This is a genomic window from Wenyingzhuangia fucanilytica (assembly GCF_001697185.1).
Classification (GTDB): Bacteria; Bacteroidota; Bacteroidia; order Flavobacteriales; family Flavobacteriaceae; genus Wenyingzhuangia; species Wenyingzhuangia fucanilytica.
On the sequence record NZ_CP014224.1, the window covers coordinates 2,951,390 to 2,967,644 of the forward strand.

Consider the following 16,255-nt stretch of genomic DNA (forward strand, 5'->3'; position numbering starts at 1 on the left):
TACTATGAAAAAAATTTCAGCATTAGCTCTATTATTGTGCGCAACGATCACTTTTGCTCAAGAAAAAGAAAGTAACTGGAAAAAAGGAGGTGTATTTACCCTATTATTCAATCAATCTGCTTACAATAAAGATTGGCAAGGAGGTGGAGTAAATAACATTGCTACCAATGCAAACATCAACTATGGTTTTAACTATAAAAAAGGGAAGGATGTATGGGATAACAAAATTATCCTAGCTTATGGTTTAACCAAAACTGCAGGAAATACTTTTTATCAAAAAACTGATGACCGTATTGAACTTTCATCTTTATATGGTAAAAAAGCTACTGAATTTTGGTACTACTCTGCTTATTTAAACTTTAAAACTCAATTTGCAGATGGTTACAAAACAGCAGCTCAAATTGACAAAATATCTACATTCTTTTCTCCAGCCTATTTACAAGCAGGTCCTGGTGCATTGTGGAAAAAATCTGACAACCTAAAAGTAAACATTACTCCTGCATCTGCTAGAGCTATTTTTGTAAACAGTGAATTTACAACCTTAGGAAGTGCTTTTGGTGTTGAGCAAGGTGAAACTTACCGTTTTGAATTAGGGGCAAACATTGCTGCATACTACAAGTTTAATGCTTTTGAAAACGTAAGTTTTGAAAACATCTTAAACATGTATGCTAACTATTTAGAAGATGTAGGAAATATTGATATTGACTACACTTTAAACGTAGCTATGAAAGTAAATGATTACTTATCAGCAAACATTGCTTTACAAGCTATTTACGATGACAATGCAGTACGTGCTGTACAAGTAAGAGAAGTATTTGGATTAGGATTTAACTATAAATTTTAACAAAATACTTTTATAAAATCTAAAACCTCTAGAAATTCTAGAGGTTTTTTTATACATCTTATTTACTCCTAAAATTTTATCAGCTGTTAAGAATTGAGTAATTTAACACGAGTAATTCAATTTATAGTACTCATATTATGAAAAACTTATTTTTACTTATTTTTTCGATAACACTTCTTGCTTCTTGTAAAGAAAAACAAGAAATCAGCTCTATAAATCCTATAAACTGGGAAAAAAGAATTACTAAGCTTACAGACAGTACTCTAACCTTAGGAACTACACATTTATCTGTATACTCACAAGTATATAGTTATACAGAACACAAAAAACACGGACTTACCGTTACTGTAAGTTTGAGAAACACGGATAGAAAAGACACCATTTACTTAAAAAAAGCAGACTATTACGATACTCATGGAGAATTGATAAGATCTTATTTTAAACACCCTATTTATTTAACCCCAATGGAAACTGTTGAAATTGTTATTGACGAAACAGACCAAGAAGGTGGAACAGGTGGTAATTTTATGTTTGATTGGGCTATTAAACCAAACAGTAACAAACCTTTATTTGAAGCTGTGATGATTTCAACTTCTGGACAACAAGGACTATCTTTTAGTACAACAGGCGTTGAAGTACATTAAATATACAGAACCTAATTTTTAACTATAAAAAAACCCGAGTGTTACACTCGGGTTTTTTATTAAATTTTATTTCCATCTTGATCGTACTCTGAGTACAGATAGTTGTTATAAGGAAAACGCTTGGTATGTATTTCACGAACCATATCAAAAACTTTTTCTTTAAAATCTTCCATATTGTCTTTATTCAATGCAGATATAAACACACATTCATCATCAATTTTAGACATCCACGAGTTTTTTAACTCATCAAGAGTAAAGTGCTTTTCAGTTTTTTCTGTCACCAAATCATCATCATCAATAGTATCGTGTTTGTAACTATCAATTTTATTAAAAACCATCAAAGTTGGTTTATTAGCACTTTCTATTTCTTCTAAAATAACATTTACAGAATTGATGTGATCTTCAAAAGTAGGATGAGAAATATCAACCACATGTAGTAATAAATCTGCTTCACGAACTTCATCTAAGGTCGATTTAAATGATTCTACTAACTGCGTAGGTAACTTTCTGATAAATCCAACCGTATCTGTCATTAAAAAAGGAATATTTTTAATCACCACTTTACGCACTGTGGTATCTAAAGTTGCAAACAATTTATCTTCGGCAAATACTTCACTTTTACTAATCACGTTCATCAAAGTAGATTTCCCTACGTTGGTATATCCTACCAAAGCCACACGAACCATTTTACCACGATTCTTTCGTTGCACAGCCATCTGCTTATCAATAGTCTCCAATTTCTTTTTTAACAAAGCAATCTGATCCCTTACAATACGTCTATCCGTTTCAATTTCTGTTTCTCCAGGACCACGCATTCCAATCCCCCCTTTTTGTTTATCTAAGTGAGACCAAAGTTTTGTTAATCTTGGTAACATGTATTGACATTGTGCCAAGGCTACTTGAGTTCTTGCATAACTAGTTTCTGCACGTTGCGCAAAAATATCTAAGATTAGAGTAGTCCTATCTAATATTTTGGTATCTAATATCTTTTCTATATTTCGCAATTGTGCGGGAGACAACTCGTCATCAAAAATAACGGTTCCTATATCATGTGAATCAATATATGCTTTTACATCCTCTAATTTTCCAGTACCTATAAAGGTTTTAGGGTGAGGTTTTTCTAACTTTTGGACAAATCTTTTTACGGCATTCCCACCAGCTGTGGTTACCAAAAATTCTAATTCATCTAAGTATTCCGTAGACTTAGCCTCATCTTGATGCTGTGTGATCACACCCACCAACACTGTTTTTTCTGAGGTTACTTTCTTTTCTTCTATCATGCTACAAATGTACATAATTCCCACAGTTTCAACACAAATAGATTTTGCACAAAACTGTAGTTTTTTATAGCGATATTAAGCAAGCTTTCTTTGACATTTTTATTGAATAAAGATATCTTTACCACTCCAAAAAATACTCCAAGTGACTAAAGAAAATTTATTTTCAATTGCTTTTTATAATACCGAAAACTTATTTGATTATAAGGATGACGAACATACTCTAGATTCAGATTACACCCCTAGCGGACGAAAAAAATGGGGACATTATAGATATCAGCACAAAGTAAATAAAATAGCTAAAGTGATTTCTAAAATAGGAACTACAGACTGTATGTTCCCTCCTGTTTTAGTTGGATTGGCCGAAGTAGAAACCAAACAAGTTGCGCTTGATATTATCCATTCTGAAGTATTACGTTATTTAAATTACGACTGTGTTCACTACGATTCTCCTGATGAAAGAGGAATTGATGTAGCTCTTTTATATCATAAAGATTTTTTTGAATTAATTTCTTCTGAAGCGATTCCTGTACAAGTTTTTGAAACCAATGGAGTAAAAGATGACACTAGAGATATTCTTTATGTTAAAGGTAATTTATATGGAGAGCTTACTCATGTTTTTGTAAATCATTGGCCCTCTAGAAGAAAAGGAGTAGATAAAACACATTTAAAAAGAATTGCTTTAGCTAACATTTTAAATTACAGAATTGATCAAATATTAGCAGATGATCCGCAAGCCAAAATTATCATTATGGGTGATTTTAATGATGACCCTAGCTCTGAAAGTATCGCCAAACATTTGGTGTCCGATCGTATTCACAACCCAATGGAAAAATTACTAACACCAAAACAAGGAACTTTAATTCATAATGGGGTTTGGCATTTATTCGATCAAATCTTATACAGTAACGCTTTTAAAGACAGCCCAAGTAATCAATTTAAAAAAGCGGACATTTACAACGAAGATTTTTTAACAGATTGGACAGGCAGAAACAAAGGAGAACCTTTAAGAACTTATATTGGTAAATTTTACAGAGGTGGTTTTAGCGATCATTTTCCAGTATATGCTATTTTTAAAAAATAGTGTATTTTTAAGACAAACAAACTTAGTTTGATTAACGAACTCTTAAAAGTCTTATCGGAACAGCAAAAAATTGGAAGCCAAAAAGGTTATCTAAAGGGAATTTTTGCATCTCAAAGATTTCATTCTTTTATTCCCTATTCTAGAGAAGATGAAAACATTTTTTTTTCTAGTGCTATTGTTTTTACTTTAAAAGAATATTACCCATTACTATCTAGCAATTCCAAACTTATTGCAGATAATATTACTGAGCAAGTCATAAATTGCTACCCAAATTTTAAAAATTTTAAAGGCAAAAAAACCTATAATTTTTTTAAAACCAACCCTATGGAATATTTTCCTAATGGAGTAATAATGCAACATTTTAAGTTTTTTAAACTTGCTGATGATGCTGATGACACAGTATATATTTACCTTACTGATACTAAGAAAAAAAAGCATGAATGGTTAAAAGAAAAACTCATAAAACATGCTAATGGAACACTACAATGGAACTTTCATAAAAGAACTCAATACAAAAACCTAAGAACCTATGGCGTGTACTTTGGTAAAAATATGCCTATTGAAATTGATGCCTGTGTACTTACTAACATTCTTTTATGGTCCTATAAAAACAAACTTGAAGTTTGTAAACAAGACAAAGACTCTATTAATTACATTTTAAAAACTGTTACTTCAAAAGATTATATCAATTACCCTTATTTGGTTTCGCCTTGCTACCCTAGCACAGCACAAATTTGTTATCACTACAGTAGATTGGTAAAAAAAACAGATAACAACAACGTATTATCTATTTTAAGAATTATTATGATAGATGATATTAAAAACATCCTAAAAAAACCTCTACCATTTATTGATGAGTTATTATACCATATCTCATTGTTAAATCTTGACATAAAACCACAAAGAAAACTTCGCTATCAACTACACGAAGTACTTAAAAAGACTGATTATTTTTATACTTCTATTCCTTTAATGATTCCAAAATTATGGGTAAGAAAACTTCAAAAACACAAATTAATTCAATGTTTTGGACTTAGAACCAAATGTGATGGCTACACTACTGCTTTATTATTAGAATATGAAATTCTTTGGAAACAAAGCACCTAATTTATTTTAACATCAACGCATTTAAAATTTCTGGAATAAAACCATCATCAGTTCTTTTTCCCAAGTCTTTACTTTCTTCTAAATAAATTGACTTTCCTCCTTTTCTACCTGTACACCAAACCGCGTAACTATACCCATACTCTTCACATTTTTCAGCTATATATCTATAGTATGCTTCTCTTGATGTAGCATCAGGTCCGCCTTCTGTATCATCTTTACCATCAGTATCACTATTTTTATAATTCCCTGACTTATCTAAAGACCCATAAATGGTTCCGTTTACATTATCTGCTCCAAATTCTCCTAAATAAATAGGAATGTTATTTTGTTTAGCCCATGTACTAAGCTCTTTAAAATTTGCAGCTAGTTCTTCTTTATCAGCTGCTGTACCCCAGTCATTATCTGTATACTGCAGTCTACCAGAACTTGTAAATTTAAAAGGTTTGTAATAATGAAATGTTGCTATTAAATAAGGATCTGATTTTAAGAAATCACTATCTAAATTCTGAGTAGCAATGTGAGCATTACTTGCAGCCCCAGAAGGATTGCTGTTCCCTCCTACAACAATTACTTTTCTTGTTGGATTTGTTTTTCTAATAATATCTAAAGTAAACTCATTAATTTCATCCATATCACCAACTGTTAAATGAAAATACGGCTCATTAATTATTTCAAACACCAAATCATCTGATTTATTCTTAAAACGCTCAGAAATAATTGTCCATATCGCTTTAAATCTAAGTTTTCGTTTTTCCAATTCTTTACTATCATTGGTATAATAAACAGTTTCATCAGCATCTGTCATCTTCACTATCCAATCCTCGTGATGAGTATCTAGCACTACAACTAAACCAGCAGCTAAAGCAGCATCAATATAAGTTTCTAAATAATTTAAAAATGCTCCTTGAATTTTAAAACTATCAATTGTAGCTTCATCTGGAATATTGTTCCAATGTGGTTTGGTGTAGTTATTAAAATTTACAGGAATTCTAACATTTGTAAACCCTGCATTTGCTACCTCTGTAAAATAATTGGTTCCAAAAGGCTCTCTCCACAAATTATACCCATCAATATCTAAATAACCTGAACCTGTAAATGACTCATCATCTGTTTTTTTCCAAGATTCAAAAGTATTTCCCAAATTAATACCTCTTCTCATTTTGGCTATTAACTGATTTGGAAGCAAAACACCCTCTGGTGGAACTATAGGATTTACATCTTCCTCTACAGGAGGAGTATTATTACCAATATCATCCATACTTGCTTTTTTACAAGAAATAAAAACAAATGTGAGTACTATTACTGTTGCTAACTTAAATGTATTCATATACTTAAATATTATTTTAACTTTAAAGCTAGACAAAGAAAAATAAAAAGCACCTAATCCATATTTAGGATTAGGTGCTTTTAATTAAAATTATACCTTTTTAGACTATATGTTTACCGCTAGCCAATCTCCAACCTCTTTTGTTCCGTAAGATTTACCACCATTAGCTAAATCTTCTGTTACAATACCTTCTTCTAAGGCGTTATTTACAGCATTTCTAATTGCTTTACCCTCTTCTTGTAATCCAAAGTTTTCAAACATCATTGCAGCAGATAAAATAGTTGCCATTGGGTTAGCAATATTTAATCCTGTCGCTTGTGGATAAGAACCGTGAATAGGCTCGAATAAAGCAATATCAGCTCCCATAGAAGCAGATGGCATTAATCCCATAGATCCAGAGATTACAGAAGCCTCATCGGTTAAAATATCTCCAAATAAGTTTTCAGTAATCAATACATCATAAGAGTTTGGCCATTGTACCAAACGCATCGCTACCGCATCTACCAATTCATAAGAAACCTCAACTTCTGGATAATCTTTTTCCATAGACTGTACAGTTTCTCTCCATAAACGAGAAGTTTCTAATACGTTTGCCTTGTCTACACAACACAATCTTTTAGAACGTGTCATTGCCAATTCAAATCCTTTTTTAGCCAAACGGATTACTTCTTCTCTTGTGTACACACAGTTATCAAAAGCAGTTTCTCCTCCGTCTTTTCTTCCTTTTTCTCCAAAGTAAATACCTCCTGTTAATTCTCTTAAGAAAACTAAGTCAGTACCTTCTATACGCTCTCTTTTTAAAGGAGATTTATCTAATAAAGATGGAAAAGTAAATGTAGGACGTACATTAGCAAACAATCCTAATTTCTTTCTCATTTTTAACAATCCTTGCTCTGGTCTTACAGGGTTACTTGGGTCGTTATCAAATCTAGGTAAACCAATAGCTCCAAATAATACTGCATCAGAAGTTGCACAAACTTCATGAGTAGAGTCTGGATAAGGCTCCCCTACTGCATCAATAGCAGCAGCACCAGTTAAGGCTGGTCTCCAAGTTATTTCATGTCCAAATTTTGCAGCTACTGCATCAGAAACTTTTACTGCTTGTTCAATTACTTCTGGTCCAATTCCGTCACCAGCTAATAATGCAATCTTTAATTCCATTTTTTTTATTTTAAGAATTTTAGAATTCAGAATTCGGTTTTATAAAACCTTTATCCTGTATTCTTATTTATATAATGTTCAACATTTTTTCGGTTGCCATAATTGCAGATACTGTTTGATCTGAATCTAAACCACGCGTTTTATACTCTTTCCCATTTAAATTCCATGTGATAACTGTTTCACACAAAGCATCAGAATTAGAACCAGGTGGTATACGTACTGCATAATCGGTTAGCGTTGGCAAAACTAACCCTTTTTTATCATAAATTTTACGTAATGCTCTGATAAATGCATCATATTGACCATCACCGCTAGCGCTTTCTTCTACAATTTCTCCTTCAAAAGAAACAGAAACTGTTGTTGATGGTTTTAAACCTTTGGCATGAGTTAAAACATATGCTTCTACCTTTACTTTTTCTGCAATGGTATTAGAGTTTAACACATCAGAAATAATATATGGCAAATCGTTTTGAGTAACCAACTCTTTTTTATCTCCTAACTCAATTACTCTTTGAGTAACCAATTTTAACTCTTCATCATTTAAGCTTAAGCCTAAATCTTGTAAGTTTTTTTGAATATTGGCTTTACCAGATGTTTTTCCTAAAGCATATTTACGCTTACGTCCAAAACGCTTAGGTAACAAATCATTGTAATACAAATTCTTTTTATTGTCACCATCGGCATGAATTCCAGCAGTTTGAGTAAATACATTCTCTCCTACAATTGGTTTACTTTCTGGAATTTTAAATCCAGAAAAAGCCTCAACCATTTTACTTACTTTGTATAAAGCTTTTTCGTTTACCTCTACCAAATAATCTGGCATAAAATCATTAACCACAGCCACTACACTAGCCAAAGGAGCATTTCCTGCTCGTTCTCCCATTCCGTTTAATGTTAAGTGCAAACCATCCGTTCCACCTTTAATGGCTTCCATCGCATTAGCAACACTTAAATCGTAATCATTATGACAGTGAAAATCTAGGTGTAATGTTGGGTATTTATCTTTTATTTCTTTGATATACTCAAAAGATTCTTGCGGAGTTAAAATCCCTAAAGTATCTGGAAGCATTACTCTTTTTACAGGCTGAGTAACTATAAAATCTAAATATTGATATACGTATTCTTTTGAGTTACGCATTCCATTAGACCAGTCTTCTAAGTATACATTGGTTTCTATTCCATTTTCATTAGCCAATTTAACTGACTCTGAAATTTCTGAAAAATGTTGTTCAGGTGTTTTTCTTAACTGATGTTCTAAATGATTCATAGAACCTTTAGTTAACAAGTTTTGCACTTTTGCACCAGCTTCAATCATCCATTTAATAGAAGTTCCTTTGTCTACAAAAGTCAATACTTCTATTTTATTGATATGACCATTTTCCTTAGCCCAATCTGTAATATTTTTAACAGCATTAAACTCGCCTTGAGACACACGTGCCGAGGCAATTTCTATACGATCTACTTTTAATTCCTCTAATAATAATTGAGCAATAGTTAATTTTTCGTTTGCTGCAAATGACACTCCTGAGGTTTGTTCACCATCACGAAGTGTAGTATCCATTATTTCTATTTTCTTTCTGCTCATGATATAAAGCTAATTTCTAAGGTGTTTTGTTTTTAAAGTCTGATTTACAATTAGTTTATTTAAAAACCACCCTAAAAAACACGAAAGGCAAAGATAAAAAAAGCGTTTCACTTAACAAGTTAAACATTTTACAATATGCAATACACTATAAAAACCACCCGAACCTCAAATTTGCTTATATAAATCATTTTTATGATTGATTAAAGCATTAAATACATTCTAAACTCTAGAGCATATAAGAATTTGATAATTTAAAACAACACACCCATTATTTATTATTCCTTATCTATCGTTAACAAAATACCATAGCATCTCTATATTAAACAACTAAAATATTTAACTGATGGGGTTAATAAATTAAATACACATGATATAAGAATACTTTAGCACGATAAGAGCATCATCTATTATAGTTTAATCTTTAGTTTTAATAATCAAACATTAAACTATAATATATATTATGAAAAAAGCAATTTTTACATTCAAAACCTGTTTATTCGCCATTCTTTTATCTGCATGTTCAGAAGATGATAATTTAGAATCTAACACAGATAAGTTTGTAACCAACATCTCCTTAGAAAAGCAAAATGCTTTTACCGACGAAGAAATAAAACTTACTTTTGATGCTAAAAATTATGATAGTATTTCAGTAAGTTCAGAAGAAACTTCAATTGATTTAACACCAATATCTGTTACTTCATACAGAATAACTTCAAACCAACAATCATCTGGATATATTGATATTTTTACTCGTAAAATAACGACTAGTAATGACACTATAGACCAATTAGAGCAAGTATTTGTTAAATTTCATGAACGAGGAACAACTAATTATCAATTAATAGATGGAATAGACATTAATAACAGTAATATTTATAATTTGTTATTAATACATGGAAAGCCTGAGGGAATTACTACAGAAACTATTGAAAACACAACGACTGATCCTGATACCGAAGAAACAACTACTGTGGTTAACGTATATGAACATTGGCATTACTTATCAAAAGGATTTAGCTTCAGATCGCTTAAACATACAGGGAACATAATAAGTGTAACCGTATATGGAACTGAATGGGAGGTAACATTAGACAATGGGACAACCGCTACAGGAGCTAAATATCCATATGAAATTGGAGCTATTGGTAATTTTACTAATGGAATAATTGTAGATGATATTCTTTCACTATATAATGGAACTATAGTTATTTCTCAAAATGGTAATTTAAAAAGATTTAGAATTCTAGATTTTAATGCCAGTTTAGCAGATAACCAAACTCTTAACTTATATTTTACATCTGATAATAACTTTAATCATGATGGTGAAACTGACTTTGACTTTACAGCCTATAAAGATGAGAGTGTAGATTACATTACATTTGAACATTAAATCTTATTAAATACACCTATCCATATAAATTTAGTCATAAAAAAAGCGTTTCACAATGAAGTGAAACGCTTTTTTATTGATTAAGAATGTTCTAACTATGCCAGAACATCTTTGTTTTAGAAAGGTCTATTAGCTGCAAATTCAGTAATTTCTCCTTCAATGTTTTTTAAGTAATCGATATCATCAAAACCATTTAACATATTATCTTTTTTGTAAAGATTAATATCAAAAGATTCAGATTCACCAGTTGCTACTAAAGTAACTGTTTGGCTTGGTAAATCTACTTTGATTTCGGTTTTAGGATCTGCTTCAATTGCTGCAAATAATTTATCAGCAAATTCTGCAGAAACTTGTACAGGTAAAACCCCTACGTTTAAACAGTTGTTTTTAAAGATATCTGCAAATTCAGATGAAATTACACAACGTAATCCAAAATCGTATACAGACCAAGCTGCATGCTCTCTAGAAGAACCAGAACCAAAGTTACGTCCTCCTACTAAAATTTTAGATCCTGCATAAATCTCTTTATTTAAAGGGAAATCTGCTTTTGGAGTTCCATCTGCATTAAATCTCCAGTCACGGAAAAAGTTAATATCAAAATCTTTACGCTCAGTTGCTTTTAAGAAACGAGCAGGAATGATTTGATCTGTATCCACATTCTCAATTGGTAATGGATAAGCTGTACTTGTTAATACTTCAAATTTATCGTAAGCCATATTGTTTTATTGTTTTTAAAGTTCTAAAGTTCTAAAGTTTAAAGTTGTAATACTTAAAAAAACTCCATTGACAATTTTACTTTCTAACTTTTGTACTTTTAACTTTTATACTAATAATGTTCTTGGGTCTGTAACCACACCTTCTACAGCAGAAGCCGCAGCTACTAATGGAGAAGCTAATAAAGTTCTAGATCCTGGTCCTTGACGTCCTTCGAAGTTACGGTTAGAAGTTGAAACTGATAATTTTCCTGCTGGAATTTTATCATCATTCATTGCTAAACATGCAGAACATCCTGGCTCTCTTAATACAAAACCTGCTTCTGTAATAATTTTATCTAATCCTTCTTCTTTAATCTGATCTACTACTTTGTGAGATCCAGGAACCAACCATGCTGTTACATGATCTGCTTTTTTACGTCCTTTAACCACAGAACAGAAAGCTCTAAAGTCTTCTATACGTCCGTTTGTACAAGATCCTAAGAATACAAAGTCAATCTTTTTACCAATCATAGAATCTCCTTCGTGGAAATCCATATAACCTAAAGATTTACGGTAAGTTTCAACTCCACCTTTTACAGACTCTGCAGTAGGAATAGAATTAGTTACTCCCATTCCCATTCCTGGATTTGTTCCGTAAGTAATCATTGGCTCGATATCTGCTGCATCGTAGTTAAACTCTACATCAAACTGAGCACCTTCATCAGTTTTTAATGTTTTCCAGTATTCCATTGCCTTATCCCAATCAGCTCCTTTTGGAGTTTGAGAACGACCTTTGATATACTCAAAAGTTTTTTCATCTGGAGCAATCATACCACCACGAGCACCCATCTCAATAGACAAGTTACACACAGTCATACGACCTTCCATAGTCATATCTTCAAATACATCTCCTGCATATTCTACAAAGAAACCTGTAGCTCCAGAAGTAGTTTGCTTAGAAATAATGTATAAAGCAACATCTTTAGGAGTTACACCTAATCCTAATTTACCATTTACGTTGATACGCATAGCTTTAGGCTTAGACTGCATAATACATTGAGTAGATAATACCATTTCTACCTCAGAAGTACCAATACCAAAAGCAATAGCTCCAAAAGCACCGTGAGTTGATGTATGTGAATCTCCACAAACAATAGTTGCACCTGGTAAAGTAATCCCATTTTCTGGTCCTACTACGTGTACAATTCCGTTGTTAACATCTCCTAATCCCCAGTGAGAAATTCCATGCTTCTTAGCATTTCTTTCCAAAGCATCTAACTGATTAGCAGATAAAGCATCTTCTACAGGTAAATGTTGGTTAATAGTTGGAGTGTTGTGATCTGCCGTTGCGAATGTACGCTCTGGATAAAGTACACTGTTTCCTCTACTTTCTAATCCTAAAAAGGCTACTGGGCTTGTAACTTCATGGATAAAATGACGATCGATAAAGAATACATCTGGTCCGTCTTCTACGTGACGCACTACATGTGAATCCCAAACTTTGTCAAATAATGTTGTTGCCATATTGATTTCGACTTATTTATTGTTTTCTGTTATGGTTGCAATTCAATGAATTACAGGTCGGCAAATTTACAAAAAAAGCGAGGATAATCAATTAGACTCCCTCTAAATTATTACGATACCCAAAATTAACTAATCCCAAAATTCAAACTACTAAAACTATAGGCTTATTCTGATGTAAAATTTAACAAACCCTTTATAACATTACTGCTAGAAATAAATTTTATCTGATTTATAAAATTCATTTTTATGCTAAAATATCTATACTTACCTTTATCATACCCAAAACAAACTCATGAAATTTATTAAGTGCGAAAGTTGTCATCATTTTAACCCTATCAAATCTGAATATCAGATTTTTTGTGATGCTTGCGGAAAAAAAATATCGAACAATTTTAAAGCTTGGCAACAAAAACATCCTAATAAAACTCTTGAAGATTATAAAACCATTATTGGGGTTGATAAATCCAAATCTAAAAAGCCAAAAAAGAAATTAAGTCCTAAACAATTTTTACAACGATTAACCTTAGGCTTTCTCTTTTTTGTCTTACTTTTTTTAGGAAACAAATACAGTGTAAAAGCATTCCAGTTTTTTCACGAACTGGCTTATCCTGTTTCTGAATTATTAGATAAAGATTGGAATAGACAGTATTTTTCTAAAAAACAAGTTTCTTTTGAATCTCCATATCTATTAACTGAAGATAAAACAGATCTACTCCTTGCTGATGAAGTAAAGGCTATGATTGTTAAAATGAATAATTACAATTATAATGAAAACCCACTCTTCAACATCTTAATGACTACTGTTGAGTACAACGAATCTATAGGAAGTGTAAATTTAAAAGGCGCTTCAAACGGATCAATTAGTCAGGCGATGGAAAAAGTAAATGGTACCGATTTATATTTCTCAGACACCGATACTTTTGTAAATCAATACCCAGCACTCATCAAAAAAGGAAATTTTACTAGTGATGGCAACACCATTTATTTTAAAAGTATTACCTGTGTTAAAAACAACCTTCAGATGGTTTATTTAATGGCTGTATGGATTGGAGAAAACGAGGATTACGAACAATTAACGGACAGACTTATTGACTCCTTTGATGTTCGATAAAATTGTTATAATGCAACAGAATCAAAAATTTGTACTTTTTCCCACAAATAAGCAGCCTCTTTTAAAAACAATTGATGTGCTTCTTCCGCCTGATACAAATCGTGTTGTGCTTTAGTCTCAAAACTCACTAACAAAGCATAAGTATAACTATTATCAACTACCTCTCTTTGGGTATGAGCTGGTTTTGTTATTGCTGATGTTTTTGTATAAATAGAAGCGTTTAAAAACTTTTGTAAAGCCGTTTCAAACGCTAAACAATCTTCTACACTGTTAGGTTCTTTTAACCAAAAAAATACGTTGTGATAAAATACTTTATTGTCCATTTTCTTTTTTATTTACCTGCCACTACCAAAACAATTTCTCCTTTAGGAGGTTTATTTGTATAATGCTGGGCTAATTCTGTTAAGGTTCCTCTCTGTGTTTCTTCAAACATTTTTGTCAATTCCCTAGACACAGAAGCTTGTCTATCTGCTCCTAAATATTCTGATAAATGTGTTAATGTTTTTACCAATTTATGAGGAGATTCGTACAAAATAATTGTTCTTACTTCTTCTGCTAAAATTTGTAATCGTGTTTGTCTACCTTTTTTCACAGGCAAGAAACCTTCAAAAACAAACTTTTCATTTGGTAAACCTGAATTTACCAAAGCCGGAACAAAAGCTGTTGCACCAGGCAAACAATCTACCTCTATCCCGTTTTGAATACAAGCTCTAGTTAACAAAAAACCAGGATCTGAAATGGCTGGAGTTCCAGCATCAGAAATAAGCGCTACTTTGGTTCCTCCTTTAATTTTCTGAACAATTTGCTCTACGGTTTTATGTTCGTTGTGCATGTGATGACTTTGCATATGAGTTGTAATCTCAAAATGTTTCATCAATTTTCCACTAGTACGAGTATCTTCTGCCAATACCAAATCCACTTCTTTTAAAACGTTAATCGCTCTAAAAGTCATATCCTCTAAATTTCCAATAGGTGTAGGAACTAAATATAATTTCATTTCTTTTGATATTAGGTAAATTGGCTTTTCACAATAAAGTTAAATCAACTTTATAATTAATATATACCAACCTATTTCTTAATAATTCTTTTTACAATTTTTTTATTCTTATTCTCAATCAATAAAATATAGACTCCTGATGTAAAACGACTAAGATCTAATTCGTAAGAAAAAAAAGTATCAACATCATAAACCTTTTCTGTGTAAGAAACTTTTCCATAAGCATCAAATACAGAAACTTTAACCATTCCCTCTGCAAAACCTACTATTAAAGTTTTATCTATAACCGGATTTGGCTTTAATACAAAGTTATTTAAGTCATCATTAGTATATTGTGGAGGATTGCAAACTGGAGAATTTAATAACTCCACTCTTCGTGGAGAATTTTCCATTACCGTAATCATTCTATCTTTTTGATCTTGGGTAAACGTATCCATACATCCATCAGTAGTATAATCCATATAGTTTTCTACCATATCGTTTCCTAAGCCGTCATTTATACAAGTATCATAGGTTTGACTACAATCGTAGTGTTCTTCGGTAGCATCGGGAGTATCTAAACAATAATCTCCATTTCCACAATTATTATTATCTCCCCAAATATGTCTCAGTCCTAACCAATGCCCCATTTCGTGAGTTGTTGTTCTACCTTCGTTATACTGATCATTCATTAAAAAAGAACCATCATTTTGAGAATATGCACCAAAAGCATGAAAAGCAATTACGACTCCATCTGTAACAGCATTTCCACCAATAACATCTATACCTTGTAAACCTGAGTTACTTGGAAATTGAGCAAAACCCAACAAATCATCTAAGCCACCATCTTCAACACTTTCTCCCCCAGTTCTTATGGTCCAAATATTTAAGTATCTAGTAGGATCCCATTGCGTAGCAGCCTTCATTGCTTGTACATCTTCGTAGGTTTCCCAATCAGCTCCGTCATCACCATTGTCAACATTATCGTTGTAGGGAGTAATATTATGCCTAACAATTCCTGTAGTTTCAAAACCACTAGGATCTTGTTTAGCCAAACAAAAATTTATTTGAACATCAACAGCAGCTCCTGTAGAGTTTGCACCACCCGGAGTACCTGCCATTTTTCTATAATCTTGATTTAAAATTTCTATTTGAGATCTTGCCTGGGCATCAGAAATATTTTCACTTGTAGCATTTCCTATTGAGTTTACCTCATCACCATTGTGAACGATGTGAATCACCACAGGAATATTATAAGTTTCTGCTGCTAATTTACCATTGAACCTACTTTTTTTTGCTTGTGAAATTTTGGAAGACATCCAAGCTTCAAAAACCTCTTCGGAAGGTTTATTAGAATATTTCTGAGATAATTTTTGCTCAAACTCAACTGTAGCACACCTTACAAAACCTGTAAAAGCCGCAGCCCTAACATTGGCGTTGGTCATTTTATAACCTAAGCTTTTTTGCTGAGCAAATGATGAAGCTACACTCATTAAAGTAAAAACCAAACCCATCCTAAAAACCATCCTT

15 protein-coding genes are annotated in these 16,255 nt (G+C 32.1%); 6 read left to right on the forward strand and 9 right to left on the reverse strand.

Going from position 1 to position 16,255, the window contains the following annotated elements:
• The first annotated feature begins 4 nt into the window (after nucleotides 1–4).
• Together AXE80_RS12120 and AXE80_RS12125 are read left to right on the forward strand one after the other, a co-directional pair.
• Entirely contained in the window at nucleotides 5–844 is an 840-nt protein-coding gene (locus AXE80_RS12120) for a DUF3078 domain-containing protein (protein ID WP_068827696.1), read from the forward strand.
• 137 nt (nucleotides 845–981) lie between these two features.
• Nucleotides 982–1,488 carry a DUF3124 domain-containing protein gene (locus AXE80_RS12125; protein ID WP_068827698.1) on the forward strand — a complete coding sequence of 169 codons (507 nt, stop codon included), beginning with the start codon at nucleotides 982–984 and terminating at the stop codon, nucleotides 1,486–1,488.
• A 59-nt stretch (nucleotides 1,489–1,547) separates the two neighbouring features.
• On the opposite strand, the gene hflX is transcribed toward AXE80_RS12125, so the two are convergent.
• Complete coding sequence (hflX, locus tag AXE80_RS12130; RefSeq protein WP_068827700.1) at nucleotides 1,548–2,768, reverse strand: GTPase HflX; 1,221 nt, start codon at nucleotides 2,766–2,768, stop codon at nucleotides 1,548–1,550.
• Nucleotides 2,769–2,910: 142 nt separating this feature from the next.
• Here hflX and AXE80_RS12135 point away from each other — a divergent pair, with 142 nt between their 5' ends.
• Entirely contained in the window at nucleotides 2,911–3,849 is a 939-nt protein-coding gene (locus AXE80_RS12135) for an endonuclease/exonuclease/phosphatase family protein (RefSeq protein ID WP_068827702.1), read from the forward strand.
• A 27-nt stretch (nucleotides 3,850–3,876) separates the two neighbouring features.
• Nucleotides 3,877–4,956, forward strand: a complete 1,080-nt coding sequence (locus AXE80_RS12140) for a hypothetical protein (RefSeq protein ID WP_068827704.1) — start codon at nucleotides 3,877–3,879, stop codon at nucleotides 4,954–4,956.
• Nucleotide 4,957: 1 nt separating this feature from the next.
• On the opposite strand, the gene AXE80_RS12145 is transcribed toward AXE80_RS12140, so the two are convergent.
• The 3 genes from AXE80_RS12145 to AXE80_RS12155 form a co-directional block, all read right to left on the reverse strand.
• A complete protein-coding gene (locus tag AXE80_RS12145; protein WP_068827706.1) occupies nucleotides 4,958–6,283 on the reverse strand; it encodes a glycoside hydrolase family 5 protein in 1,326 nt (441 codons plus the stop codon).
• Nucleotides 6,284–6,388: 105 nt separating this feature from the next.
• Entirely contained in the window at nucleotides 6,389–7,444 is a 1,056-nt protein-coding gene (gene leuB / locus AXE80_RS12150) for a 3-isopropylmalate dehydrogenase (RefSeq protein WP_068827708.1), read from the reverse strand.
• Nucleotides 7,445–7,511: 67 nt separating this feature from the next.
• Nucleotides 7,512–9,029, reverse strand: a complete 1,518-nt coding sequence (locus tag AXE80_RS12155) for an alpha-isopropylmalate synthase regulatory domain-containing protein (RefSeq protein ID WP_068827710.1) — start codon at nucleotides 9,027–9,029, stop codon at nucleotides 7,512–7,514.
• Between the two features lie 460 nt (nucleotides 9,030–9,489).
• Between AXE80_RS12155 and AXE80_RS12160 the strand changes: the two genes are divergently transcribed.
• Nucleotides 9,490–10,419 carry a hypothetical protein gene (locus tag AXE80_RS12160; protein WP_068827712.1) on the forward strand — a complete coding sequence of 310 codons (930 nt, stop codon included), beginning with the start codon at nucleotides 9,490–9,492 and terminating at the stop codon, nucleotides 10,417–10,419.
• 116 nt (nucleotides 10,420–10,535) lie between these two features.
• Here the strand turns inward: AXE80_RS12160 and leuD are convergent, their stop codons facing one another.
• Nucleotides 10,536–11,135: a 3-isopropylmalate dehydratase small subunit gene (gene leuD, locus AXE80_RS12165; RefSeq protein WP_068827715.1), complete on the reverse strand. Its 600-nt coding sequence runs from the start codon at nucleotides 11,133–11,135 to the stop codon at nucleotides 10,536–10,538.
• Nucleotides 11,136–11,240: 105 nt separating this feature from the next.
• Nucleotides 11,241–12,638 carry a 3-isopropylmalate dehydratase large subunit gene (gene leuC, locus AXE80_RS12170; RefSeq protein WP_068827717.1) on the reverse strand — a complete coding sequence of 466 codons (1,398 nt, stop codon included), beginning with the start codon at nucleotides 12,636–12,638 and terminating at the stop codon, nucleotides 11,241–11,243.
• A gap of 292 nt (nucleotides 12,639–12,930) precedes the next feature.
• Between leuC and AXE80_RS12175 the strand changes: the two genes are divergently transcribed.
• Complete coding sequence (locus AXE80_RS12175; RefSeq protein WP_068827720.1) at nucleotides 12,931–13,749, forward strand: hypothetical protein; 819 nt, start codon at nucleotides 12,931–12,933, stop codon at nucleotides 13,747–13,749.
• 5 nt (nucleotides 13,750–13,754) lie between these two features.
• Here the strand turns inward: AXE80_RS12175 and AXE80_RS12180 are convergent, their stop codons facing one another.
• The 3 genes from AXE80_RS12180 to AXE80_RS12190 all read right to left on the reverse strand — a co-directional run bounded on the left by AXE80_RS12180 (nucleotide 13,755) and on the right by AXE80_RS12190 (nucleotide 16,251).
• On the reverse strand, nucleotides 13,755–14,072 hold the full coding sequence (locus AXE80_RS12180; RefSeq protein ID WP_068827722.1) for a Dabb family protein: 318 nt from the start codon (nucleotides 14,070–14,072) through the stop codon (nucleotides 13,755–13,757).
• Nucleotides 14,073–14,080: 8 nt separating this feature from the next.
• Nucleotides 14,081–14,746 carry a 16S rRNA (cytidine(1402)-2'-O)-methyltransferase gene (gene rsmI / locus AXE80_RS12185; RefSeq protein WP_068827724.1) on the reverse strand — a complete coding sequence of 222 codons (666 nt, stop codon included), beginning with the start codon at nucleotides 14,744–14,746 and terminating at the stop codon, nucleotides 14,081–14,083.
• A 71-nt stretch (nucleotides 14,747–14,817) separates the two neighbouring features.
• A complete protein-coding gene (locus AXE80_RS12190; protein ID WP_157359405.1) occupies nucleotides 14,818–16,251 on the reverse strand; it encodes a M43 family zinc metalloprotease in 1,434 nt (477 codons plus the stop codon).
• Nucleotides 16,252–16,255: the final 4 nt, after the last annotated feature.